The sequence below is a fragment of the Bhargavaea cecembensis genome, from assembly GCF_001619585.1.
Classification (GTDB): Bacteria; Bacillota; Bacilli; order Bacillales_A; family Planococcaceae; genus Bhargavaea; species Bhargavaea cecembensis_A.
Genome location: NZ_LQNT01000001.1, coordinates 318048 through 338803, shown reverse-complemented (window position 1 = coordinate 338803; position 20756 = coordinate 318048). Strand labels below are relative to the sequence as shown.

The window sequence follows — 20756 nt, the reverse complement described above, 5'->3', positions numbered from 1 at the left end:
GCGGTTCGCCTTTTAACCCTGCTTCAGCAGCAGTGCCAGCGCCCGCTTCATGTAAGCTTCCGTATGATCCAGGGATTCTTTCTCGAGCTTCGGCCGGACCTTTGCGAGCTCCCGCTCCGAGTAGCCGAGCGCAGTGAGTGCAAGCATCGCCTCTTCAAGATCGTGATTTGAATCAAGAACCGCTTCCGGCTCAGTTTCCGTCATGAAGACGACTTCATCCGTCACGCCGTCCAGCTTTCCTTTCAGGTCAAGAATGATCTGCCGTGCGGTCTTTTTGCCGACGCCGGGGAATTTGACGAGGAACTTCTCATCTTCCGCCTCGATGGCTGCGACGACCTGTGCGGTCATCCCTCCGGCCAGTATCGCCAGCGCCCCTTTGGGCCCGATACCGGAGACAGTGATCAGCTTCCTGAACAGTTCCCGCTGCTCCGGAGCCTGGAAACCGATGAGCTGCATCACGTCCTCCCTGACATGGAGGTGCGTAAAGATCTGCTTTTCCTCATCCGTATGGAAGACATACGGATTGGGCGTGATCACCTGATAACCGATGCCGCCTTGTTCAACCGTGATATACTCGGGCGTCACCCTGGTGATGCGCCCTTTTATGTAATCGTACAAGCCGTGTTCCCCCTCTGCCACAATGAGTAGATTATAGCATATTGTCAGAACGCATTCCGGGACGATGTTTTGAGTGGTAAGTCGTTGGCATCCCATTTTAAAAGGCTCGTACAGCCGCGGCCTTCCAAATGAGTTACCAGGATCCGGGGAGATGCTATGAGACGAAGTTAAAAGCACCGGCCAAACCCGGGTGGTTTAGTCAGTGCCCTGTCTTTTTTAATCTTTCTTATTTTGGTTGTCAAGCTCAACTTGCTTTTCATGCTGATGATTTTCTTTTATAACCATAAGGTCTGAAATGGTCACAAATTTATAGCCTCTCCGTTTAAACTCCGGCAGGATTTGCTTTAACGCTTCTACAGTTTGGTGACGATTACCGCCGCCATCATGAAAAAGTACAACATTTCCCTCTCTTGCCCCGTCCGTGACTTTGTTCACTATTCTATTGACCCCAGGATTTTTCCAGTCCAAAGTATCCAAGTGCCAAGACCACATCACTAATTTATAGCCTTCTTTTGAAACGGCTTCTACCTGCTCATCCGTGTAAATTCCTTCAACAGGACGGAATAAATTCGTTTGGTTTCCGGTGATGGCGTGAATTGTCTCATGTGTTTTCCTGATTTCCCTGATTAATTCAGATGTCCTCATCCTTCGTTTGTGGGTGTATGTGTGATTTGCTATTTCGTGTCCCTCGTCAAACATCCGGAGCACGAGATCCGGGTTCTTTTCAGCATGCGCTCCGACTACAAAGAATGTCGCACTCGCATCATACTCTTCCAGGATATCCAATATTTCTGCCGTATATTTCCGGTGAGGACCATCATCAAAAGTCAAAGCAATGACTTTCTCTTCGGTGTTGATTTCCCAAAGGATTTGTCCCGCTTCCTCATAGTATTGTCTTCCTTTATCGGAAGCGTTGCTACTTTTAATTGCCACAAACAGGGCCATAATAAGGATTAAAGGCAATATCATTTTTTTCATGATGATCACACTCCCTCAAGCAGATTAATGCCGTTAGTATTCATCAATCAGCCGAGTAAATCCCTGTTCGTTTTTGGATGTCCTTCATTAAGCTTTGCTGGTGTTGTCCGACTGGTGGTTGCTGTGTTTTCGCGGAGCTGCCGGACGGCCAGGCGCCTAATTTGCCTTTCCTCATCCGCTCACCGTCATTCAGTTAGGTGTTTTACGTTTCTCATCATGCAGTTATCCGGGCCTTCGCGAGTTGACGAAGTTTTATTCTCTTCGCTTCCCGGCATAAGCAGGAGGATGGGGACAGGGGTGGCATCATGCTGGTATTTACATAATAAATATATCAGATGTTTATTGGCACAAAAATGCCGTGGATCTCTCATCTCTGAAAGAGACCCGCGGCAATAGCATTCATTGATCCGCGTGCTTTGATACCTGATAGCAGAGCGGGATCCAGGCGGACACGGCTTTTTCCGTGAACCGGTCCAGCTTCACTTTCATGTGCTTCTGTTTGTCTTCGTCAAGGGACAGCAGGTACAGCCATTCCCTCAGCAGTTCATTCGGGTAAAGCAGCAGATTGAACGACGACTCAGAAAGTGAGGCAAGTTCCGGCTGCTCGCCGCACAGATAATCCAGGTCGAAATCGACATGCGGCAGGACACGGTGGATCCAGAGCGCGGTTTCCGTACCGGCCGGACCGGTGCATGCCAGGTCAAAATCGATCATGACGTACTTGCCATCCGGGCCCTTCAGGAAATTGTGGTGGACGACGTCCCCGTGAAGGAGTGTGCAGTCCTCTTCCGGATCATACGTTTTCCTGATGGCCCTCAGCGCCTCCTCGGCGTGATAGACAATGGCGTCATAATTTGCACTTCCGATCAGAGGGAGCAGTTTCTTTTTCTGATTGCGAAACTTTGCAAGGCGGTCTTCCCATTTGGGGATCAGCGGATACCTGTAGAGCACCCCGGTGCCTTCCCAGTTCACCTGATCGGACGTTCCATGCAGTATGCGGAGAATGGATAGCGTCCGATCCCGCCCTGCCCTGCTTGAATAGTCGGCTGGTCTGGCACGGTCCAGCCAAGGCTGGATGACCGCCCGCTCATCCGCCGAACCAATGATCGGCAGGACATACGGGAAGCCGATATTTTCAAGTTCTTCATGAATCCGCCTTACTTTTCGTGCCTGCTGGACGGAATCATATTTCTTCAGAGAATATCGCTTACCGCCGACGTCCCATTTCCAGACGTTCTGCTTGATCTGTCGGATGTTGCCTCCGGCAGCCATGGATAATCAGTAGCCGCCGTATCCGAACGGTGATCCGCATACATTGCAGCATTGTCCGTGATGGTGTCCGTGATGATGGCCATAGCCCGGATAAGGCTGCATCGTTGGCTGCGGCCAGTAATTCCATGCGGCAGCCTGGATGGAATACGGCACGGCATGCCCGGAACCGGAGCCCGAGCCGCAGCCGCAGCCGCCAGGCGACTCAGCCGGGTACATGTGCATCGGGGCGTGGGACATGTGGTGATGGTGGACCATCGGCGACTCCGCTTCGTGCTGTTTACCCATATATGCATCCAGCGAGGATGAATAGGAACTTGATTCACCCATCTTCCAGCCCTGCTCCCGCGATTCATCCTCCGACATTCCCTCTGCCATAGGCAGTGTGTAGCCCGGTGCTGTCGGCATCTGCGGCATCTCCGGAGACTGTTCCATTTCATGGTACTGCATCATCTCCGGAGACTGCTCCATCTCATGGTACTCCATCATTTCCGGAGACTGCTCCATCTCCGAGTACTGCATCATTTCCGGATACTGCATCATTCCCGGATACTGCATCATTTCCGGATATGGCTGCATCATGTGATGGTGATGCATGTGATGATAAGGCTGCATCATCTGATGGTGATGCATATGACCATGGCCGCACATCGGGCAGCACATATCAAACACCGGCATGTAACAGAATGGCATTTGCATCATCGGAAGGACTGCCTCCTTCTCCGGCGGGCATGGTTGCATCGGCGAGGCCGGCATTTCCATTTCCGGCATGACCGGAGGCGGAGCCATCGACGACTCTTCTTCCATCATCGGCGGCTTTGGCGGTGGTGGCGGCGGGGCCATCGGAGACTCTTCGATCGGCATCAGCGGCGGCGGTGTTGGCTTTGGTGGCGGTGGTGGCATTGGAGCCGGCTTTGGCGGTGCTGGTTTCGGTGCCGGCTTTGGCGGTGCCGGTTTTGGCGGGGCTGGCTTTGGTGCAGGCTTTGGCGGTGCCGGCTTCGGTGCCGGCTTCGGTGCAGGCTTCGGTGCATGCTTCTCCATCGGCGGCGGTGGCATTTCCGGCGATTCCATCTCGTGCTTTTCCCTCATCGGTTTCTTCGGGCGTCCATCCTTGTATGGATGTTCAGCCGGCGGATGACCCTTGCCTTTCTTCGCATGATCCGGCAGGAAAATCTTCATCCCCGGTACGATGTAGTCCGGATTTGCCAGGTGAGCATTAAGCCGTTTAACTTCTTCAAAGGGAACCCCATACTGCCTGGAGATTTTCCAGAGGGTATCCCCTTTCTGCACTATGTGCACGTGCATTGCTTCTCCCCCTTCCATCGGTATAGCGTATGAACCCGCACTGGGCGATGACACTGAAACTTTGACAGACTCCGAGGACGTCTTCACAATAAGCTATGAGAAAACGAACAGCAGTTATGACGGGAAGGAGTCGAAGCCCATGGAAAAGTTAAAGGGGGACGAGCGGAGGGAACGGATCCTCAAGAAACTGAAAGACAGCAAACGTCCGATTAAAGGGGCAGAGCTTGCGAAAATTTGCGGTGTGAGCCGCCAGGTCATCGTCGGGGATATCACCCTCCTGAAGGCACACGGCGAGTCGATCATGGCGACGAGTTCAGGATATGTCCACCTCGGAGGCGAGGCGCCCGAGCGCCCAGGCGCCCGTTCGCGAAAGGTTGCCTGCACACACACACCGGACCAGACCGAATCAGAGCTGAACCTGATCGTCGACGCAGGTGCTTCGGTCCGCGATGTCACTGTCGAGCACCCGGTGTACGGTGAACTCAACGCGGCAATCATGGTCAATAACCGTCATGATGTGGGCCAGTTCCTTGCCCGGGTGCAGGATACCGGATCACCGTTTCTGCTGGAGCTCACCGGCGGCCCGCACCTCCATACCATTACCGCAGACAGCGAAGAAATCCTCGACCGTGCGGTGCAGGCGCTCAGGGAGCATGGATTTTTGACTGACGAAGCGTAAGAGGCGTTTGCGGCTTTCCTGATGTCGGAATATCGTACATCCGGCCAAATTGTACTAACGGACCAACCCCAGATCATCAGCCAAAACAAAAAACCGGACCGCGCTTAATTTTCGCGCGGTGCCGGTTTTATTTCATATGTCCTGTAGGTGCCAAGCGGCTTGACGACGCAGCCGAGTGCGGCGAGTTCTTCCATGGCGCCCTTCATCATCGGTTCGTCTTTTCCAGCGGCCACATCGACGATGAAAAAGTAGTCGCCGAGTCCCGTTTTCATCGGGCGGGATTCAATCTTGGTCAGGTTCAGCCGCCTCCAGGCAAATACCGACAGCACCTGGTGAAGCGCCCCGGAGCGGTTGTCCTTCGGCAGGTTGACCATGAGGGTCGACTTGACTTTATCCCCGCTGCCGGGCTTGCCGATCTCCCCCTCCCGCTTCGACAGAACGACAAAGCGCGTCCGGTTGAAGTGGAAGTCATTGATGCTGTCCTGCACGATTTTCAGGCCGTATTTCTCTGCCGCAAACCGGTTGCCGATTGCCGCAATCTGCAGCTCCGGATTTTCGGCCGCGTATTTTGCCGCACCGGACGTTGAGGTCGCCTGGATCAGCGGCACGCCGCGGAACCGGTAGTGCAGGAATTTGTGGCACTGGGCCAGCGCCTGCGGGTGGGAATGGATCGACTCCACCTCTTCCCACCTGTCCGCCTGCTCCGGGTGAACCATGAGATGCTGGTCGATCGGCTGCAGGATTTCGGCTGTGATATAAAGCTCCACTTCGTGGTAAAGGTAATCAACCGTCAGGGAGACGGCGCCTTCCAATGCATTTTCAATCGGGACGACCGCATAGTCCGCACGGTCTTCCGATACGGCTTCAATCGCTTCCGGAATGGTCGTATAAGGCATGAGCCAGTCCCCGTGGAACAGCCCGTCCGCCGCCAGATGAGTAAACGACGCCTCCGGTCCGAGATAAGCCACCCGTGTCACTGTTTCTTCCAAAACCTCTTCCCCCTTAATACGCGCCCGAGCTGACGACATCCGCAGATTCGATGAACGGCAGCCGCTTGAGCGTCTGCAGGAACGTGTTCAGCTCCATCGTCATCGCAGTCACGTCCAGGGAAAGCGTCACATTGGCCCTGCCCTGAATCGGGATCGTCTGGTGGATCGTCAACACATTGCACTGCGCCTCGGCTACGGTGCGCAGCAGTTCTGCCAGCGCCCCTTCCCGGTCCTCCAGCTGCATGAAGACCGTCAGGATCCGCTCCTGGACGACCGAATGGAACGGAAAGACCGTGTCGCGGTATTTATAGAATGCACTCCGTGACAGGCCGACCCGCTTCACGGCATCCCAGATGGTGGACTCCTCGCCATTCTGCAGGAGGCGCTTTGCTTCGAGCGTTTTCTGCATCGATTCCGTCAGGACGTCTTCCCTGACGAGGTAATAATTTTCATCCGAAACGTCTTTCATTGTTTCAGTCCTCTTTTCTTGGCCCGCCGGTTTGCCTGCAGGCCCCCTTATGGGCAGGTCTCAGTCAACGAATTCGAATTCGTATTCCATGATGCGGACTGTGTCTCCGTCCTTGACGCCGCGCTCGCGCAGCGCATCGTCAATGCCCATTCCGCGGAGCTGGCGGCCGAACCGGCGGACCGATTCCTCATGCGAGAAGTTGGTCATCTTGAACAGCTTCTCGACCGCCGGACCGCCGACCGTATACGCACCGTCGTCGTCCCGGCCGATGACGAATTCGTCTTTTTTCTCCGCTTCGAACTTGTACAGGACGTGGCGGGATTCTTCCACTTCCTCAGGGTCGTAAAGCGGGAATTCCGGCGTCTCTTCGAGAAGGTCCGCCACAGCGTACAGCAGATCCGACAGGCCCTGGCGTGTGATTGCAGAAATCGGATACACCTTTACATCGGACGGAATCTGCTCCTTGAATTCCGCGAGGTTCATTTCCGCCTCGGGCATGTCCATCTTATTGGCCACGACGATCTGAGGCCGCTCCGTCAGGCGGAGATTGTACTGCTCCAGCTCCTCATTGATCGTCTCGTAATCCTCATAAGGATCGCGGCCTTCCATGCCGGACATGTCGATGACGTGAACAATGACTCGCGTACGCTCGATATGGCGGAGGAACTGATGGCCGAGGCCGACGCCCTGGTGAGCGCCTTCGATCAGGCCCGGCAGGTCAGCCATGACGAAACTCCGCCCGTCACCGGAGTCCACGACACCGAGGTTCGGAACGATTGTCGTAAAATGATAATCGCCGATCTTCGGCTTGGCAGCGGAGACGACGGACAGCAGGGTCGACTTGCCGACACTCGGGAAGCCGACAAGGCCGACGTCCGCGAGCACTTTCAGCTCAAGGACGACTTCCAGCTCATAGCCCGGCTCGCCCTTCTCGGAAATTTCAGGTGCCGGATTGGCCGGTGTCGCAAAGCGGATGTTTCCCCGTCCGCCGCGGCCTCCTTTTGCGATGACCGCACGCTGGCCGTGCTCGGTCAGGTCCGCGATGATGGCGCCTGATTCCGCATCCGTCACCGTCGTGCCCGGCGGCACTTTGACGGTCATGTCTTTCGCATTTTTTCCGTGCATGCTCTTGCTCATCCCGTGCTCGCCGCGCTGGGCCTTGAAATGTCTCTGATAACGGAAATCCATCAGCGTACGGAGGCCTTCGTCCACTTCAAAAATGACATCGGCTCCCTTGCCTCCGTCGCCCCCCGCAGGACCGCCCATCGGTTCGTATTTTTCCCGGCGGAACGCGACCATTCCATTGCCGCCGTCCCCGCCTTTCACATAGATCTTTACGTGATCGACAAACATCACCGATCCACCTTCCTTCCAGCTACTGTCATGATCAGTTGTCCATCTTCCTCAGAATGATGGAACGTAAACCGTGCATCGGATGATGCCTCCGGCAATCCTTCTTCCAGTTCGTGAGGTCCCGTCAGCACGAAAGTGACCGACCACGTCCCGGACTCAGTCTTTACCCGGATCTGTGCCCCGTACTCCGCATAAGGGCTCAAGCCCTCCTGGAGTTCCGAGAACAGTTCTTCGAGAAATGCCTCCGTTTCCCGGTCGGCCCCGATGTCACCCCGGCCTTCCGCGGACACATCCAGTGATACCTCATATTCCGGGAAGCGCCAGCCAAAGGTCAGAAGCCATACTGCCAGACACGGCATGCCGGCGGACGCCAGTGCGGCTTCGTGCCGTGCCTGTTCCACGGCATCGTCGATCGCTTTCCGCACATCATCCTCCCTGCCGAGATCCAGCAGCATCCGAATCAGATGAAGGGTGTTCATATGATCGTGCCTCGAGTATTTCAGCAGTTCCTGTGCCGACAGCCGTTCTTCCATTGCAGTCACTTCCCGTCTCACAAAGTTCGTGTTCATCCCGTACGTACAGTATACCACTACAGGACACGCCTGTTTCAATGCAGGCGTCTAAAATCGGAGGTCTTTTTCGGGCAATAAAAAAGCGGGCCGCATGAGAATCATGCAGCCCGCTCATCCATCTGGTGCTTATTGAGCAGCCGGATAGACGCTAACTTTTTTCTTGTCGCGGCCGTAGCGCTCGAAGCGCACGACACCGTCAACCTTTGCGAACAGCGTATCATCGCCGCCGCGGCCAACGTTTTCACCAGGGTGGATTTTAGTCCCGCGCTGGCGGTACAGAATGGAGCCGCCGGTTACGAATTGGCCGTCCGCGCGCTTCGCACCAAGGCGTTTCGCTTCGGAGTCACGGCCGTTCTTCGTGGAACCTACCCCTTTCTTCGACGCGAAGAACTGGAGATCCAAACGTAGCATGTAGTCCACCTCCTATCGGTTGAAAGTCACTTTAATATGTTCACCATAGTCCCGCTCAATGGTCTGCAATGAAACGATCATGGACTTCAGGATCAGCTGGACGGATCCGTCTTCCGGATCCGGCACGCGGACGGACAAATATCCGCCATCGTCTCCGAGTTCCACATCGGGCTCCGTTTCCGTCAGTGCGTACACCGAGTTCACGGCGCCGAACGATACGGCCGAGGCCGCAGCGCAGACAAGATCCTTTCCATGTTCCGCGAAGTCCGCATGGCCGGTCATCTCAAATGAGGTGATGCGGCCATCTGATGTTTCATCCACAATTACCCGGATCACGGCTTACAGGTTGATGCCGTCGATGACGACTTTCGTGTAAGGCTGACGGTGACCCTGTTTCTTGCGGTAGTTTTTACGGCGCTTGTATTTGAAGACAACGATTTTCTTGCCGCGGCCGTGCTTGGCGATCTTACCTGTAACGGTTGCGCCTTCCACGTATGGAGCTCCGACTTTCACGTCGTCGCCGCCGACGAACAATACTTTATCGAATGTGATCGTCTCTTCGACGTCACCTGCGAGCTTTTCGATGTAGATCTCCTGGCCCGCTTCAACTTTAACTTGCTTGCCGCCTGTTTCAATGATTGCGTACATGCTTGCACCTCCTCTTAAACTAAGACTCGCCCTTCAAGGTGACCATTCGGTGCTTAGGACCTTGTTGGTGCGGTTGTAGTAGCACGGGTGCGCTACAAACCAACATGAAAATACTATCACAGACCCGACTTCCGGTCAACTGCCGGCTTCGGGAAACTTCCGGAATAAACGCGCTCCAGCACACGTTCATATTTTCGGTACCGCCAGTGAAGGATATTTTGAAGCAACAGGAACAGGGCAAGGAACAGATAAGGCGCCGACTGGGGCAGATAAAGGATGAAAAATACGGCTGCAGCAGCCGATACGGAAATAGATAATAGAATGAGTGCGATTTTTTGCTCAGGAAAGAAAATAAGCGCTGCCCGACCGCCGTCCAGCGGCAAAAACGGCAGCAGATTCAGGCCGAGCAGGGCCAGCTGTGTTGAGATGAGCAGGTCCCGCCCGGGCATCTGCACGAAAAATGAGATGGCCAGCAGAAGCGCAGTTGCGGCAGGTCCTCCTGCGACAATCAGCAGCCTGTCCGCTCTCGGCAATCGGGAAAAACGGGGTATCACGATTTCCCCGCCGTACGGCATGATGACGCATTGCCTCACGGGTCCGCCCGTCCACTTCGCAGCCAGCAGGTGACCGGCCTCGTGGAATAGGAGCGAGCCGAGGACGATCGCGTAGAATGAGACATTCCCGCTCGCAATGATGGCGAGCAGGAACGGGATCATGACCGGATGCATCCGGTACTTCATCCGCAGAGGACTCCGGTTGTCATTCCCCCGTCCCCCTCAGCGACGCCAGCCAGTTTTTCACACCTTCCGCATCCATCACATCGCCATCCCGCTGCACGCCCAGGAACATCGCCCCGGACTCCAGCTCCGCGATCGCCTCACCTTCGCCGACCGTCGTATACGGCAGCGTCAGAAACTTGCCGATAAATCCGTAGGTCACCGTATCCCCGTCATCATACTGTACTGTCACGGTCTTCCCCGTCTGGCGCGTATGTCCGGTATAGATGACCAGCCCGTCCCCCTTCGCCGTCACCGGAATGGTCGCAGCATACGACAGCACCACCCCTTCACGGAACGGCTGGAGAGTGGAAAACTCCGCCATCGCCGGCGTCGTCCCGTCGGCCGTCACCGGAATCGTCGTCTCCGGACGCCCCTGGTCCACGAACGACATCACCCATTTCTTCAGTACAGTCAGCTCCTCACCCGACCGCACCAGATGCGTGATCTGTGTCTTCATCACCTGATGCTCCTCCAGCTTCGCCACCCCGAACAGTACGATGGTCACAAGCAGCGCCGCCACCCATTTCTCCCTCCACCTCATCAGCACCACACCCCTGCGAAATGTTTTCTCTATCATATGTAGGAGGGGCCGGTGTGATGATAAATTGTTGAGAGATTTGGAGAGTGGGCGATTCAGGTGTTAACGTGTCACGTCAAGTGCCGTTACTCTAAATTAGGAGGCTTTACTCCAAGTGAGGGGTGCCTTACTCCAAACCAGGCATCCTTACTCCAAATGGGGGGTGCCTACTCCAAACTAGGCATCCTTACTCCAAATGAGAGGTGCCTTACTCCAAACTAGGCATTCTTACTCCAAATGAGAGGTGCCTTACTCCAGACTAGGCTTCCTTAATCAACTTAGACAATCTTAATCTAAAGTTGGCGGTGCTCATAATTTCTTTTTATACATCAAGTGGTTGATAAATTTCTCCAACCGATATTTCTCATCTAGGATCGTCCATTTTCTATTTCGATTTTGGTTCCCTTTATATTGACTTGATGATGATGAAGACAATAGTCTAATTGCGCTTTGAATATTGATTAAGCCCAGAAACCGCTGTGCATCGCTGCTAGTGATTTGTCCTCCAAACAAGATTCGGTACTCCTGCAGCACAGCAAGGTGGGCATCGTTTGATGAGGTATCGCAATTCTTACAAATCCATCTCCCATGGCCCCGCTCCATACCAATCCTAAAGCAAGATGGACACCTAACACCGAGTTTAATATCAGAAAATGCAAGATTATACCACCTCAAATAATGGTCTTGTCTTTCGCGGAACAGCAGGTCTAGCGTATCGGTCACAAATTGTAAATTCGTCCTCTTTAAAATCGCCCGATTCTCCTCCTCCAATTTCTCCACATACCCAGGCAGACGGTCGACCGGGAATATGGGTCTGCTTACGGGCCCCTGGATAATCAGCCCGTTATAGCTGGCGAGCACGATGGCTCCGTGGACCCGGACCGGCAATTCGATTGAAGCCAGGAAGCGTTCGGTTGCAGCGACTGCCCGGTTCAGCTGGTCTTCGGGGTTTCTCATGCCTTCGCGCATGCCATTTTTCATCCGGTAAAACTGTCCGGTGGCTTCGTCGAAGTAGAGTTCCCCTGTCATGTTCTTCACTTCCAGCACCAGCACAAATGCGGGATGCAACACGAGTGTATCCACTTGGACGAAGCGGCCGCCTGAAGGCACCATCACGTCCTTCAGCACTACCGGATTCTCCTTGAGTCTGGCTTCCTCCAGATAAAAGTCCGCTTTCTTCTCCCCGGCATAACCCGCGAGCCGCATCTCCATGTCGGCCCGGATGCGCTCATACCCGGGATGCTCCGCTGATACCCTCGATTCCAGCACCGCCAGTGCAGCGAGCCGCTCCGGCACACTCCGTTTCCCCACCGCCTTTTCCTCCCTTCCATCATGAAAAACCCCCATCCGCACGCCTGAACAGGCATGCGATGGGGGTCACATTGTCGAATCCGCTTATTTGCTCCCGATTTCCCGGGAAACGATTATTTCGTGAAAATGGACTTCAGCTTTCCTAAGAAGCCTTTTTTCGGTTCGTCCATGGACATGAGCGGAACCGATTCGCCGAGGATACGGCGGGCAATGTTGCGGTAGCCCGTTGCGGCGCGGTTGGCAGGATTGAGAACGACCGGTTCGCCTTTATTGGATGAAGAAATGACATTTTCGTCATCCATGACGATCCCAAGGAGGTCGATCGACAGGTGGGTCGTGATCTCGTTGACATCAAGCGCCTCGCCGGATTCCATGAGGTGGCGCTTGATCCGGTTGATGATGAGCTTCGGCGGCTCGATGCCTTCTTCCTGCTCGAGCAGTCCGATGATCCGGTCGGCGTCGCGCACCGCGGAAATTTCCGGTGTCGTGACGACGATTGCGCGGTCGGCGCCGGCGACTGCGTTCTGGTAGCCCTGCTCAATACCGGCCGGGCAGTCAATCAAGATATAGTCATATTCGCGCTTCAGTTCTGTGACAAGTTCCCTCATCTGCTCAGGCGAAACAGCGAGCTTGTCCGCTGTCTGGGCCGCCGGCAGAAGGAACAGCCGGTCCTCGAAGCGTTTGTCTTTCACCAGCGCCTGGTTTACACGGCAGCGTCCTTCCACCACGTCGACAAGGTCGTAGATGATCCGGTTTTCAAGGCCGAGCACGACGTCCAGGTTCCGGAGGCCGATGTCCGTGTCAATCAGGCAGACTTTCTTGCCTTGAAGGGCCAATGCAGTTCCAAGGTTGGCGGTCGTCGTCGTCTTGCCGACGCCCCCCTTCCCTGATGTCACAACGATGGCTTCTCCCACATTAGCTTCCTCCCTTGAATGTAGATAGGTACGGCCTCAGGATGCGGAGCTCCTGAAGTCGGTCGATGGCGATGAAGCCGCTCCGGTGGATGTAGGCACACTCCATTTCCGGACGTTCGGACAGAACCGTCAGTTCGTCCGTCATCGTCTCGACTTTATCGGCGATCATCAGATGCGTCGCTTCCAGCCAGGAAGCTGCGATGACCGCGTCCCGATTGCCTCCGGCTCCGGCGTGGGCGATGCCCTTCAGCCGGCCGAGGACAAAGATGTTCCCGTTCGCGATGGCCTTCCCGTTCGGGTTGACGTCACCGATGATGACGAGGTCGCCCTCCGCCTGTACGACCTGCCCGGAGCGCACGATTCCGACAAACGTCTCGGACTGGCTTTCCTTGATGAGGCGGTTGCACTCTTCCACACGGATGACGTCACTCTGCACTTTCGAAACTCGGAGATGGGGAGATTCTTGTACACAGTTGATGAGCTCCTTGACCTGCTCATCGGTGCAGTACCGGTTACCGAGGTGGAGCTGGATCTCCGTCGTCCCCTCAAGTGCCTCCTCCCGGACTTTCTGCTCCAGTTCCGACACCAGTTCGGAATAGGCGCATTGGTCGTCAAGGCGCAACACGAGGCCCGACTTCGTTCCTTTGATCATGACAAGCTGTTTTCTAGTCACTTGCGTCACCCCAATTCTCCTCCATGCTTACAACATTCCTTCCCTCTTCTGGATGCTCCGCCGGTTGGCAAGCGATTTGAACACCCAGCCCAACAGGACAAGGAACACCGAGTTGGCGATCATCGTCGGCAAAAGGCGGGTCGTGACGAATTCACCGAATGGCATCCCGATGAACCCGATCAGCGTGAAGAATCCGTACAGCGCCGTCTCAAGCACCGCCACAAGAAGCAGCGTAATGAGCGTAACGACGGCGATGTGTTTGTGGATATGCTTCACGGCCCAGATGGCCAGCAGGCAGACGGCCGGGTACAGGAAGGCGTATAGTCCAATAATATCAATGTGAAATAAATCGTACAAGAGTCCGAAAATGATTGCGTACACGAGGGCACGCTGCCGGCTGTAGTAGACTCCGACAAAGATCAGGAACATGATCAGAAACCGCGGGATGAGGAAGCGGAGTTTATCGCCGACCTCGATCGGCGAAAACAGGCCGAACACCGGCTCCACATAGAATAAAACGACGGCGACAAATGGAATGAGGAGCCGGATCATGAGCCGTCCCCGTCTTTCCCGCCATCCGCCGTTTTATCCATTGCCTCATCCGTGTTGCCGGCATCCGAACCGTCGACCGCAGTCGATGACCGCTTGGCGACGATGACATGCTCCAGCATCGAGAAGTCGGCAGCAGGTTTAATATGTGCCTGCTTCGTCAGTCCGAAGTCGTCCGTCGTCACCTCGGTGATTTCCCCGATCAGGAGCCCTTTCGGGAAGATGCCGCCGAGTCCGGAAGAAATGACCTTCTGGCCTTCCTTGATCTCGAAAGCAGAATCGATCCGCTTGAGAATCAGCTCACGCCGCTCGGTGTCGAATCCCTCAATGAGGCCGAACGCTTCCGTTTCGCCCGTGACAAGTGCGGATACCCGGAAATCCGGATCCTGAGTCGCAAGAAGCTGGACGGTTGACGTGAACGGCGTCGTGAGAATGACTTTCCCGATCAGGCCGTCTGCGGTCATGACCGCCATATTCTTCTTGACGCCGTGGGATTCGCCTCGGTCAATGACCACCTTCTCTTCCCATTGATCGGGGTTCCTTGCAAGGACCGATGCATGGATCGGTTCAAAGTCCCTGAGGTCATCCTCTTTGCCGACGATGTCCTTCAGCCGCTCATTCTCTTTCCGGACATCACTGAGTTCTGCCTGGACGGCTGCGTACTCGACGAGCCGTGAGCGCAGGCGCTGGTTCTCCTCATAGGTGTTCAGGAGTGAATCCACATCATCGACCAGGTCCGTTATGTAGTGTGCCGGCTTCGAGAACAGCTGCTGCCCGAAGCCGACGACATCTTTTACGATCTGTTCGGGCACGTTCGCGTGATCGCGGTCCCTGAGAGAGAAGAAGATCAGGGCGACCAGCACGATGACACCGACGAGGAGGAGGATCAGCCGTTTGTTAGAGAAAAACTGCGGCATGCTGCCATCACTCCCGTATTATCTGGCTTGCTGTTTCTTGATGACATCAAAATTGTCGAGCGCCTTGCCGGTGCCGATTGCCACACAGTCAAGCGGATCTTCCGCGATGGATACCGGCATGTTCGTCTCTTCCGCGATCACCTTGTCTAGATTGCTGAGCAGCGCGCCGCCGCCCGTAAGCACGATGCCGCGCTCCATGACGTCCGCGGACAGTTCAGGCGGAGTATGCTCGAGAGTCTTTTTCACGCCGTCGATGATTGCCGTGATGGATTCCTTGAGCGCTTCCGCGATTTCCTCGGAAGAGATCTCGATCGTTTTCGGAAGACCTGTAAGCAGGTCGCGTCCGCGGATCTCCATTTTCTCCGGCTTATCTGTAACGCTGGCGGAGCCGATCTCGATCTTGATCTGTTCGGCCGTGCGGTCACCGATGGTCAGGTTATAGGTTTTGCGGATATACGAAATGATTGCCTGGTCCATTGCGTCGCCGCCGACACGGATGGATTCGCTCGTAACGATGCCTCCGAGCGAGATGACGGCCACTTCCGTCGTCCCGCCACCAATATCGACGACCATGCTGCCGGTTGGTTCCCATACAGGCAGATTCGCGCCGATCGCAGCCGCAAACGGCTCTTCAATGGTGAAGGCGTCTTTTGCGCCGGCCTGGCGGGATGCGTCAATCACGGCACGCTGTTCAACCGATGTGATGCCGTATGGCACGCAGATCATGACATTCGGCTTTTTCCATGTACCGCCGGATGCTTTCTGTGCTTCGCGCAGGTAATACTGAATCATCGCTGTCGTGGTGTCGAAGTCCGCGATGACACCATCTTTCATCGGACGTGTCGCAATGATCGAACCCGGTGTCCGGCCGATCATATTCTTTGCATCATTCCCGACCGCAACAATCTCCCCGGTCTTGACGTTCTTCGCGACGACGGACGGTTCGCGGAGAACAATCCCCTTGTTCTTGATAAATACCAATGTATTTGCTGTGCCGAGGTCAATCCCGACATCTTTTGATCCGAGTCCAAACACGCTATTAATCTCCCTTTCTGCGCGGCCGTTACTGTTGCCGGTTTGAAATCATACACATCATTATAACGGATTCAGAGAGAAAGTGACAATCTTATATGAAGCTATAGCGTGTAATAGATTAAAGTAAGTATATTCTTGCTTTAGTTTGTAAAGTGTGGGTAGATTTGCGCTACAGGCCCTTGTTGGCCAACGCTTACGCTTTTGGCCACAGACGCCGTTCTTCGTGACGGCGTCCGCTAGTCCGCGGGCTGCGCTCTGCGGGGTCTTCGGCTAACGCTTTTCCCGCAGGTGTCTCGGGCCTTTTTGCTTCAATCTACATATCCAAGGTTAGGCAGCTCCGACCTTACATTAGATAAAGTCTCCTTCTTTAAGACTGAGGAATTTGTGGTCGCCGATGATGATGTGGTCGAGGAGGTCGATGCCGACGATTTTGCCGGCTTCGGCGAGGCGTTTGGTGACTTCGATATCTTCCGGGCTCGGGGCCGGGTTGCCGCTCGGGTGATTGTGGGCGCAGATGATGGAAGCCGCGGAGCGTTTGACTGCTTCCCGGAACACCTCCCTCGGATGGACGATCGAGGAGTTCAGGCTTCCTATAAATATAGTCCGGCTGTGGAGCACCTCGTTTTTCACGTTCAGGAACAACACGACAAAGTGTTCCTGATTGAGATTCGACATGTCCGGCATCAGATAGGCGGCGGCATCTTCCGGGGAACGGATGACATAACGCTCTGTCGACTGCTTGCGGGTAAGGCGCTTGCCGAGTTCGACGGCCGCCAGCAGCTGCACCGCCTTTGCTTCGCCGATGCCCTTCACTGATGTCATTTCTTCGAGTGTCGCGTGCTGCATGTCCTGGATCCGGTCGAAAAAGGCCAGCACTCGGTTGGAAAGCTGAAGGACCGATTCCTGTCTGGTCCCGCTCCGGAGCAGAATCGCGATCAGCTCCTGGTTGGACAGGCTCTCTGCCCCCTGATGGATGAGCCGCTCCCTCGGCCGGTCGGCAATGTGGAGCTCGCTGATCTTCGGCACATACAGATCCGTCGTCAAAGCCCGTCCCCCTCTCCGCCGATGATCACACCCATCTCATTCAACACCTCGAATACGTCAGCGACCGGAAGTCCGACGACCGCGTGATAATCTCCCCTGATTTCCTTCACAAACAGCGCGCCGCCGGACTGGATTCCGTAGGCGCCGGCCTTGTCCATCGGGTCGCCGGAGTCGACGTACCGGTCAACAACCCAGCCCGGGACATTTCTGAACTCGACATACGTCGTAACCGAAAACTTCCGCTCCTGTTCACCATCCGTCACGCAGACCCCTGTCGAAACGGAATGGACAGATCCGCAGAGCGACTCGAGAAACGCCTTCGCCTCTTCCCTGTCGGACGGTTTGCCGTACACTTGTCCCCCCTGATGCACGACCGTGTCCGACCCGATCACGACCGATCCCGGTTCATGTTCTGCTACATCCCACGCCTTCAGCCTCGCAAGCCGTTCCGCGTAGCGTGACGGTTCCTCCCCCTGCCGGATCGGCGGCTCTTCCACCTGTGGCTTCCGGACGATAAACGGGATCCCCGCCACCCCCATAAGCTCACTTCTCCTTGGTGATCCCGATGCGAGGATCACCTGCCGGTTCGTCTTGAATTCCATGTGCCATTCCCCCTAAACGGTTTGTTCCCATCATAGCCGAGCCGGGGGGATTAGAGAAATCTGCACTTTACAATTTCGGACATGAAAAATGCCTCAAAACTCGATTTTGAGGCACTCGGCTGCTTCGGCATATTGGCTGACCAGATGCAGCCTCATGATGGCAGGATCTTCTGTGATCCCTTGCACGGCGCTGACATTCTTTTTCCATCCTTCCGGCAGGGCATCATCTTTTGTCTTATCGTCAAATTTGAATTTTGCAGCGTCCTGGCCGGCAAGGAGAACCGGGAGTTTTCCGCTGGTTTCGGCAGGGCATGCTGCGGCGTCAACGGTGAATGGCTTGACGAAGGTATCCTTCACAACCGAGGCTCTCGCCTCCGAATCGGTCAGATGAATGGCCGACCAGAGATAGAACTTGTCCGCCACACGGACGATTGCTGCCTTGTCCAACTGGGCCTGAGACGAAAGGAAGCCGGATGCCGCATCGTAGCTTGAGAACATGCCGTGCTGAATGGCGAAGAACATCGTCTTCCTGTTGCCCGTCGCCTCTTCGCCTTCCCCTTTTTTCGCTTCTTCCTTCGCCGGTTGCGCATCCGCAGGCACCGTTTCCCCGGACTTCGTCGCCTCGGCGCCGCCCGACTCTCCGTCTTCCGACATGACGATAAACCCGAACAGCAGCACGCCGCCGATCCCCATCAGAAAGCCGTGCAGCATGGCCATCGCGATCGCCCCTCGCGAATACTTTTTCCGTAACCGCATGACACCACCCCTTTTAAGAAGAACGATACCAGCCTGACGATAAAAAAGGACAAGACGGCTGTCGTCTTGTCCTTTAAATTTATCGGGTTAAACAAACAGGTTCAGATACCAGCCGACAATCTCGCTCCCGTACAGGTAGGCAATCGTGGCGCCAAACGCGATCGACGGGCCGAACGGGACCGGCGTGCGCCTTCCCTTGCCCTGCCTCTTCAGGATGATAAAACCGGCAACCGCCCCGACCAGAGACGCGATGAACAGCGATAAAAATGAATTTGTCAGCCCGAGCACGAGTCCGATCACCACATACAGTTTGATGTCGCCCCCGCCCATGCCGCCCTTCGACACTATGGCAATCAGCAGAAGAAGCGCCGGCATAACCAGCGCCGCGGCAGGCCCGTCCCACCATGGCTCCGTGGGGAAGGCGATCCTGAGCAGGAGGATCGGAATACCAAGCGCAAGGAGAATCTTGTCGGGGATAAGCATATACGCAATATCCGAGACGGTGATGATGACGAGAAGCGACAGGAACAGCAGCGCCACAACCAGTTCACCGGAAAAACCGAACCGGAGATACGCGAGTGCAAAGACAATCCCGGTCAGAAGCTCCATCACCGGATACACCCAATGGATCTTCGAGCCGCAGCCCCGACATTTCCCCTTCAGGAAGACAAACGAGAAAAACGGCACAAGGTCGGCCGCCGTCAACCGCCGTTTACAACTTGGACAGCTGGACGGCGGCCGGACGATCGACTGCCTTTCCGGGACACGGAGTCCGACGACGTTGAAGAAAGAGCCGAAGACAAGACCGTATATAAAGAAGAGCACTGCCCATAGCCATGTCATCGGTCAGTTCCCCTGTTCCGATTTGTCTTCAAACTTAAACGGATCTTCCTTCATGGATGCCGGAGGCGCCGGTGCCTTTGGAACTTCTTCCTTAAGTGACTCGAGGTCGTCGCGGTAGAACGACGAGAAGGTCAGCTCCATCGGGATCGGCTCGTCCTCATCCGCTTCCTCCCGCTTCTCGGTAGGACCGGAAACACTGATGGCATCGGTGACGGTGATTCGCTCGAGCTTTTCCACTTCATCGATGAACGTGATGATGCCGTCATAATCCTTGGAAGTGATCTGGACCGTTGTCAGGAGCTCATCGACGCTTTCCACACCTTCCGGCGGGTTTTCGATCAGCATTTCGCCCGTCGAGAATGAAACACCCTGGATTTCTGTACCGGAGACGACTTCGGCCTTACCGACCTGCAGGAGGATGATTTCCTCGACCGGCAGCACCGGCACTTTCTGCTGGAGCGGCTGGCTGCTGGCCGGCTCGGTGTACTCAACACCGGCGACCTGCTGCTGGAGTGTCGAGAGCACCTGGCGTTCCGTCTGTACCGTCTGCTGGGCCTGAAGACGTTCATCACGGGCCGGGGTGAACAGCATGAAATACGAATACAGCAAAAGCGAAATAAAGAACAGGATGGAGACAAACAGGAGGATGGTTTCTTTCTTGTCCATATTCAGCCGGTTCACTGTCCATCTCCCCCTTCCGCAGTTCCGTCTTCAGGCTGTTCCCCAGCCGGATCCGTTTCCGTGTTGACGTTGACGTCGACGTCCTGATTTTGATCGACGTCCTGCTCCACATCGACATCGACATCGGTTTCTTCCCCTTCGGCAGGCGCTTCTTCCTCGCCTTCCACCGGTTCTTCACCGACTGCTGTTCCTTCCGCGTCGTCGCGGGTATCGACGAATTCGATCGTGTACACCGCACGGTAGCGCGGGACGAGTGTCTCATCAGGATTGTCCGGGTTGCCTTCTTCATCCGTTTCTTCCTCAAGCGGTTCCGCCGTCACTTCTGTCATCGCCGCAGTTTCAATGATCTCTGTCGCTTTCAGCCTAGCGAGATAATGGGCGGCCTGCTCGTAGCGGTCGAACTGGATGTCGAGCTCGGCCGTATGCGGTCCGGTATAGGTGAAGTCCATGATGAACCCTCGCAGCGGCAGGAGCGAGACAAGTTGGCGGAGGAGCAGCGCGGTCGGATACCGGTAGCTTTCCGCCCACTCGACCGTCGCCTCAAGCTGCTGGCGTTCGGCCATCGTGTCGGTTCCGGTCATGACGGAGCGAAGCTCCTCCTGACGGCCACGGATCTGCTCTGACTGGGCATTAAGACGGACCGCTTCGTCGGCATTCCGTTCCGCCATGATGAACAGCGTCAGCCAGAACAGGAGCGCCGCCGCAATAAAGGCCAGCGACACCAGAAGGGCCTTGGAGGCCCCCCTCTCCCGTTCCGGCAATAAGTTAATATCGACGAGCAATC

The 20756-nt window shown here is 55.5% G+C and carries 27 protein-coding genes and 1 other annotated feature; of the genes, 2 read left to right on the top strand and 25 right to left on the bottom strand.

Features of this window, described 5'->3' with window-relative positions; all coding sequences use genetic code 11:
* Positions 1-12 precede the first annotated feature (12 nt).
* The 4 genes from ruvA to AV656_RS16560 form a co-directional block, all read right to left on the bottom strand.
* Positions 13-618, bottom strand: coding sequence for a Holliday junction branch migration protein RuvA (gene ruvA / locus AV656_RS01735; protein ID WP_063178199.1), 606 nt, complete (start codon positions 616-618; stop codon positions 13-15).
* Positions 619-834: 216 nt separating this feature from the next.
* Positions 835-1596, bottom strand: coding sequence for a polysaccharide deacetylase family protein (locus AV656_RS01730; protein ID WP_063178198.1), 762 nt, complete (start codon positions 1594-1596; stop codon positions 835-837).
* Positions 1597-1995: 399 nt separating this feature from the next.
* Complete coding sequence (locus AV656_RS01725; RefSeq protein ID WP_063178197.1) at positions 1996-2868, bottom strand: aminoglycoside phosphotransferase family protein; 873 nt, start codon at positions 2866-2868, stop codon at positions 1996-1998.
* A gap of 6 nt (positions 2869-2874) precedes the next feature.
* Positions 2875-3567, bottom strand: a complete 693-nt coding sequence (locus AV656_RS16560; protein WP_231877230.1) for a hypothetical protein — start codon at positions 3565-3567, stop codon at positions 2875-2877.
* Between the two features lie 67 nt (positions 3568-3634).
* On the opposite strand from AV656_RS16560, the gene AV656_RS16555 reads away from it, so the two are divergent.
* The gene (locus AV656_RS16555; protein ID WP_063178195.1) at positions 3635-4003 is read left to right on the top strand and encodes a hypothetical protein; all 369 of its coding nucleotides are present in this window, start codon (positions 3635-3637) and stop codon (positions 4001-4003) included.
* Between the two features lie 306 nt (positions 4004-4309).
* The gene (locus tag AV656_RS01710; protein ID WP_063178193.1) at positions 4310-4849 is read left to right on the top strand and encodes a transcription repressor NadR; all 540 of its coding nucleotides are present in this window, start codon (positions 4310-4312) and stop codon (positions 4847-4849) included.
* Between the two features lie 104 nt (positions 4850-4953).
* On the opposite strand, the gene pheA is transcribed toward AV656_RS01710, so the two are convergent.
* The 21 genes from pheA to AV656_RS01605 all read right to left on the bottom strand — a co-directional run bounded on the left by pheA (position 4954) and on the right by AV656_RS01605 (position 20754).
* On the bottom strand, positions 4954-5877 hold the full coding sequence (pheA, locus tag AV656_RS01705; RefSeq protein ID WP_156484774.1) for a prephenate dehydratase: 924 nt from the start codon (positions 5875-5877) through the stop codon (positions 4954-4956).
* Positions 5852-6307, bottom strand: a complete 456-nt coding sequence (locus AV656_RS01700) for an ACT domain-containing protein (RefSeq protein ID WP_063178191.1) — start codon at positions 6305-6307, stop codon at positions 5852-5854. The genes pheA and AV656_RS01700 overlap by 26 nt, the downstream gene beginning before the upstream one ends.
* Before the next feature lie 60 nt (positions 6308-6367).
* Positions 6368-7660: a GTPase ObgE gene (gene obgE, locus AV656_RS01695; protein WP_063178189.1), complete on the bottom strand. Its 1293-nt coding sequence runs from the start codon at positions 7658-7660 to the stop codon at positions 6368-6370.
* Positions 7660-8193, bottom strand: coding sequence for a Spo0B domain-containing protein (locus AV656_RS01690; protein ID WP_063178187.1), 534 nt, complete (start codon positions 8191-8193; stop codon positions 7660-7662). The genes obgE and AV656_RS01690 overlap by 1 nt, the downstream gene beginning before the upstream one ends.
* Before the next feature lie 165 nt (positions 8194-8358).
* Entirely contained in the window at positions 8359-8643 is a 285-nt protein-coding gene (gene rpmA / locus AV656_RS01685) for a 50S ribosomal protein L27 (RefSeq protein WP_063178185.1), read from the bottom strand.
* Between the two features lie 12 nt (positions 8644-8655).
* Positions 8656-8979, bottom strand: coding sequence for a ribosomal-processing cysteine protease Prp (locus AV656_RS01680; RefSeq protein WP_063178183.1), 324 nt, complete (start codon positions 8977-8979; stop codon positions 8656-8658).
* Positions 8980-8982: 3 nt separating this feature from the next.
* Positions 8983-9291 carry a 50S ribosomal protein L21 gene (gene rplU, locus AV656_RS01675; RefSeq protein WP_063178181.1) on the bottom strand — a complete coding sequence of 103 codons (309 nt, stop codon included), beginning with the start codon at positions 9289-9291 and terminating at the stop codon, positions 8983-8985.
* A 12-nt stretch (positions 9292-9303) separates the two neighbouring features.
* Positions 9304-9376: a sequence feature (ribosomal protein L21 leader region), on the bottom strand.
* Positions 9377-9407: 31 nt separating this feature from the next.
* Positions 9408-10031 carry a site-2 protease family protein gene (locus AV656_RS01670; protein WP_063178179.1) on the bottom strand — a complete coding sequence of 208 codons (624 nt, stop codon included), beginning with the start codon at positions 10029-10031 and terminating at the stop codon, positions 9408-9410.
* A 19-nt stretch (positions 10032-10050) separates the two neighbouring features.
* On the bottom strand, positions 10051-10611 hold the full coding sequence (locus tag AV656_RS01665; protein ID WP_197462184.1) for a peptidoglycan DD-metalloendopeptidase family protein: 561 nt from the start codon (positions 10609-10611) through the stop codon (positions 10051-10053).
* Between the two features lie 345 nt (positions 10612-10956).
* Complete coding sequence (locus AV656_RS01660) at positions 10957-11958, bottom strand: nuclease-related domain-containing protein (protein WP_063178174.1); 1002 nt, start codon at positions 11956-11958, stop codon at positions 10957-10959.
* 113 nt (positions 11959-12071) lie between these two features.
* Complete coding sequence (minD, locus tag AV656_RS01655; protein ID WP_063178173.1) at positions 12072-12872, bottom strand: septum site-determining protein MinD; 801 nt, start codon at positions 12870-12872, stop codon at positions 12072-12074.
* 1 nt (position 12873) lies between these two features.
* A complete protein-coding gene (gene minC / locus AV656_RS01650; protein ID WP_156484787.1) occupies positions 12874-13545 on the bottom strand; it encodes a septum site-determining protein MinC in 672 nt (223 codons plus the stop codon).
* 27 nt (positions 13546-13572) lie between these two features.
* The gene (gene mreD / locus AV656_RS01645; RefSeq protein ID WP_063178172.1) at positions 13573-14097 is read right to left on the bottom strand and encodes a rod shape-determining protein MreD; all 525 of its coding nucleotides are present in this window, start codon (positions 14095-14097) and stop codon (positions 13573-13575) included.
* Positions 14094-15011 (bottom strand): rod shape-determining protein MreC, encoded by a 918-nt coding sequence (gene mreC / locus AV656_RS01640; protein WP_063178171.1) that lies wholly within the window; start codon positions 15009-15011, stop codon positions 14094-14096. Before mreC ends, mreD begins: the two co-directional genes overlap by 4 nt.
* An 18-nt stretch (positions 15012-15029) precedes the next feature.
* Positions 15030-16046, bottom strand: coding sequence for a rod shape-determining protein (locus tag AV656_RS01635; protein ID WP_063178170.1), 1017 nt, complete (start codon positions 16044-16046; stop codon positions 15030-15032).
* Between the two features lie 348 nt (positions 16047-16394).
* Positions 16395-17090, bottom strand: a complete 696-nt coding sequence (gene radC / locus AV656_RS01630) for a RadC family protein (RefSeq protein ID WP_063178169.1) — start codon at positions 17088-17090, stop codon at positions 16395-16397.
* Positions 17087-17692 (bottom strand): Maf family protein, encoded by a 606-nt coding sequence (locus AV656_RS01625; RefSeq protein ID WP_063178168.1) that lies wholly within the window; start codon positions 17690-17692, stop codon positions 17087-17089. The genes radC and AV656_RS01625 overlap by 4 nt, the downstream gene beginning before the upstream one ends.
* Positions 17693-17785: 93 nt before the next feature.
* On the bottom strand, positions 17786-18448 hold the full coding sequence (locus AV656_RS01620; RefSeq protein ID WP_063178166.1) for a hypothetical protein: 663 nt from the start codon (positions 18446-18448) through the stop codon (positions 17786-17788).
* An 87-nt stretch (positions 18449-18535) separates the two neighbouring features.
* On the bottom strand, positions 18536-19291 hold the full coding sequence (locus AV656_RS01615; RefSeq protein ID WP_063178164.1) for a prepilin peptidase: 756 nt from the start codon (positions 19289-19291) through the stop codon (positions 18536-18538).
* A 3-nt stretch (positions 19292-19294) separates the two neighbouring features.
* Positions 19295-19972: a hypothetical protein gene (locus AV656_RS01610; RefSeq protein ID WP_063178163.1), complete on the bottom strand. Its 678-nt coding sequence runs from the start codon at positions 19970-19972 to the stop codon at positions 19295-19297.
* Complete coding sequence (locus AV656_RS01605; protein ID WP_063178162.1) at positions 19969-20754, bottom strand: hypothetical protein; 786 nt, start codon at positions 20752-20754, stop codon at positions 19969-19971. Before AV656_RS01605 ends, AV656_RS01610 begins: the two co-directional genes overlap by 4 nt.
* Positions 20755-20756 lie beyond the last annotated feature (2 nt).

Excerpts from the sequence above, each read along its gene's own strand:
- AV656_RS01615 (WP_063178164.1), bottom strand. The coding sequence starts at position 19,291 with ATGACATGGCTATGGGCAGTGCTCTTCTTTATATACGGTCTTGTCTTC.
- AV656_RS01710 (WP_063178193.1), top strand. The coding sequence starts at position 4,310 with ATGGAAAAGTTAAAGGGGGACGAGCGGAGGGAACGGATCCTCAAGAAA.
- AV656_RS01690 (WP_063178187.1), bottom strand. The coding sequence starts at position 8,193 with ATGGAAGAACGGCTGTCGGCACAGGAACTGCTGAAATACTCGAGGCAC.
- AV656_RS16560 (WP_231877230.1), bottom strand. The coding sequence starts at position 3,567 with ATGATGCAAATGCCATTCTGTTACATGCCGGTGTTTGATATGTGCTGC.
- AV656_RS01620 (WP_063178166.1), bottom strand. The coding sequence starts at position 18,448 with ATGCGGTTACGGAAAAAGTATTCGCGAGGGGCGATCGCGATGGCCATG.
- mreD (WP_063178172.1), bottom strand. The coding sequence starts at position 14,097 with ATGATCCGGCTCCTCATTCCATTTGTCGCCGTCGTTTTATTCTATGTG.
- rpmA (WP_063178185.1), bottom strand. The coding sequence starts at position 8,643 with ATGCTACGTTTGGATCTCCAGTTCTTCGCGTCGAAGAAAGGGGTAGGT.
- obgE (WP_063178189.1), bottom strand. The coding sequence starts at position 7,660 with ATGTTTGTCGATCACGTAAAGATCTATGTGAAAGGCGGGGACGGCGGC.
- AV656_RS01670 (WP_063178179.1), bottom strand. The coding sequence starts at position 10,031 with ATGAAGTACCGGATGCATCCGGTCATGATCCCGTTCCTGCTCGCCATC.
- AV656_RS16555 (WP_063178195.1), top strand. The coding sequence starts at position 3,635 with ATGACCGGAGGCGGAGCCATCGACGACTCTTCTTCCATCATCGGCGGC.
- AV656_RS01700 (WP_063178191.1), bottom strand. The coding sequence starts at position 6,307 with ATGAAAGACGTTTCGGATGAAAATTATTACCTCGTCAGGGAAGACGTC.
- rplU (WP_063178181.1), bottom strand. The coding sequence starts at position 9,291 with ATGTACGCAATCATTGAAACAGGCGGCAAGCAAGTTAAAGTTGAAGCG.
- AV656_RS01730 (WP_063178198.1), bottom strand. The coding sequence starts at position 1,596 with ATGAAAAAAATGATATTGCCTTTAATCCTTATTATGGCCCTGTTTGTG.
- AV656_RS01625 (WP_063178168.1), bottom strand. The coding sequence starts at position 17,692 with ATGGAATTCAAGACGAACCGGCAGGTGATCCTCGCATCGGGATCACCA.
- AV656_RS01725 (WP_063178197.1), bottom strand. The coding sequence starts at position 2,868 with ATGGCTGCCGGAGGCAACATCCGACAGATCAAGCAGAACGTCTGGAAA.
- pheA (WP_156484774.1), bottom strand. The coding sequence starts at position 5,877 with ATGTCGTCAGCTCGGGCGCGTATTAAGGGGGAAGAGGTTTTGGAAGAA.
- AV656_RS01665 (WP_197462184.1), bottom strand. The coding sequence starts at position 10,611 with ATGAGGTGGAGGGAGAAATGGGTGGCGGCGCTGCTTGTGACCATCGTA.
- mreC (WP_063178171.1), bottom strand. The coding sequence starts at position 15,011 with ATGCCGCAGTTTTTCTCTAACAAACGGCTGATCCTCCTCCTCGTCGGT.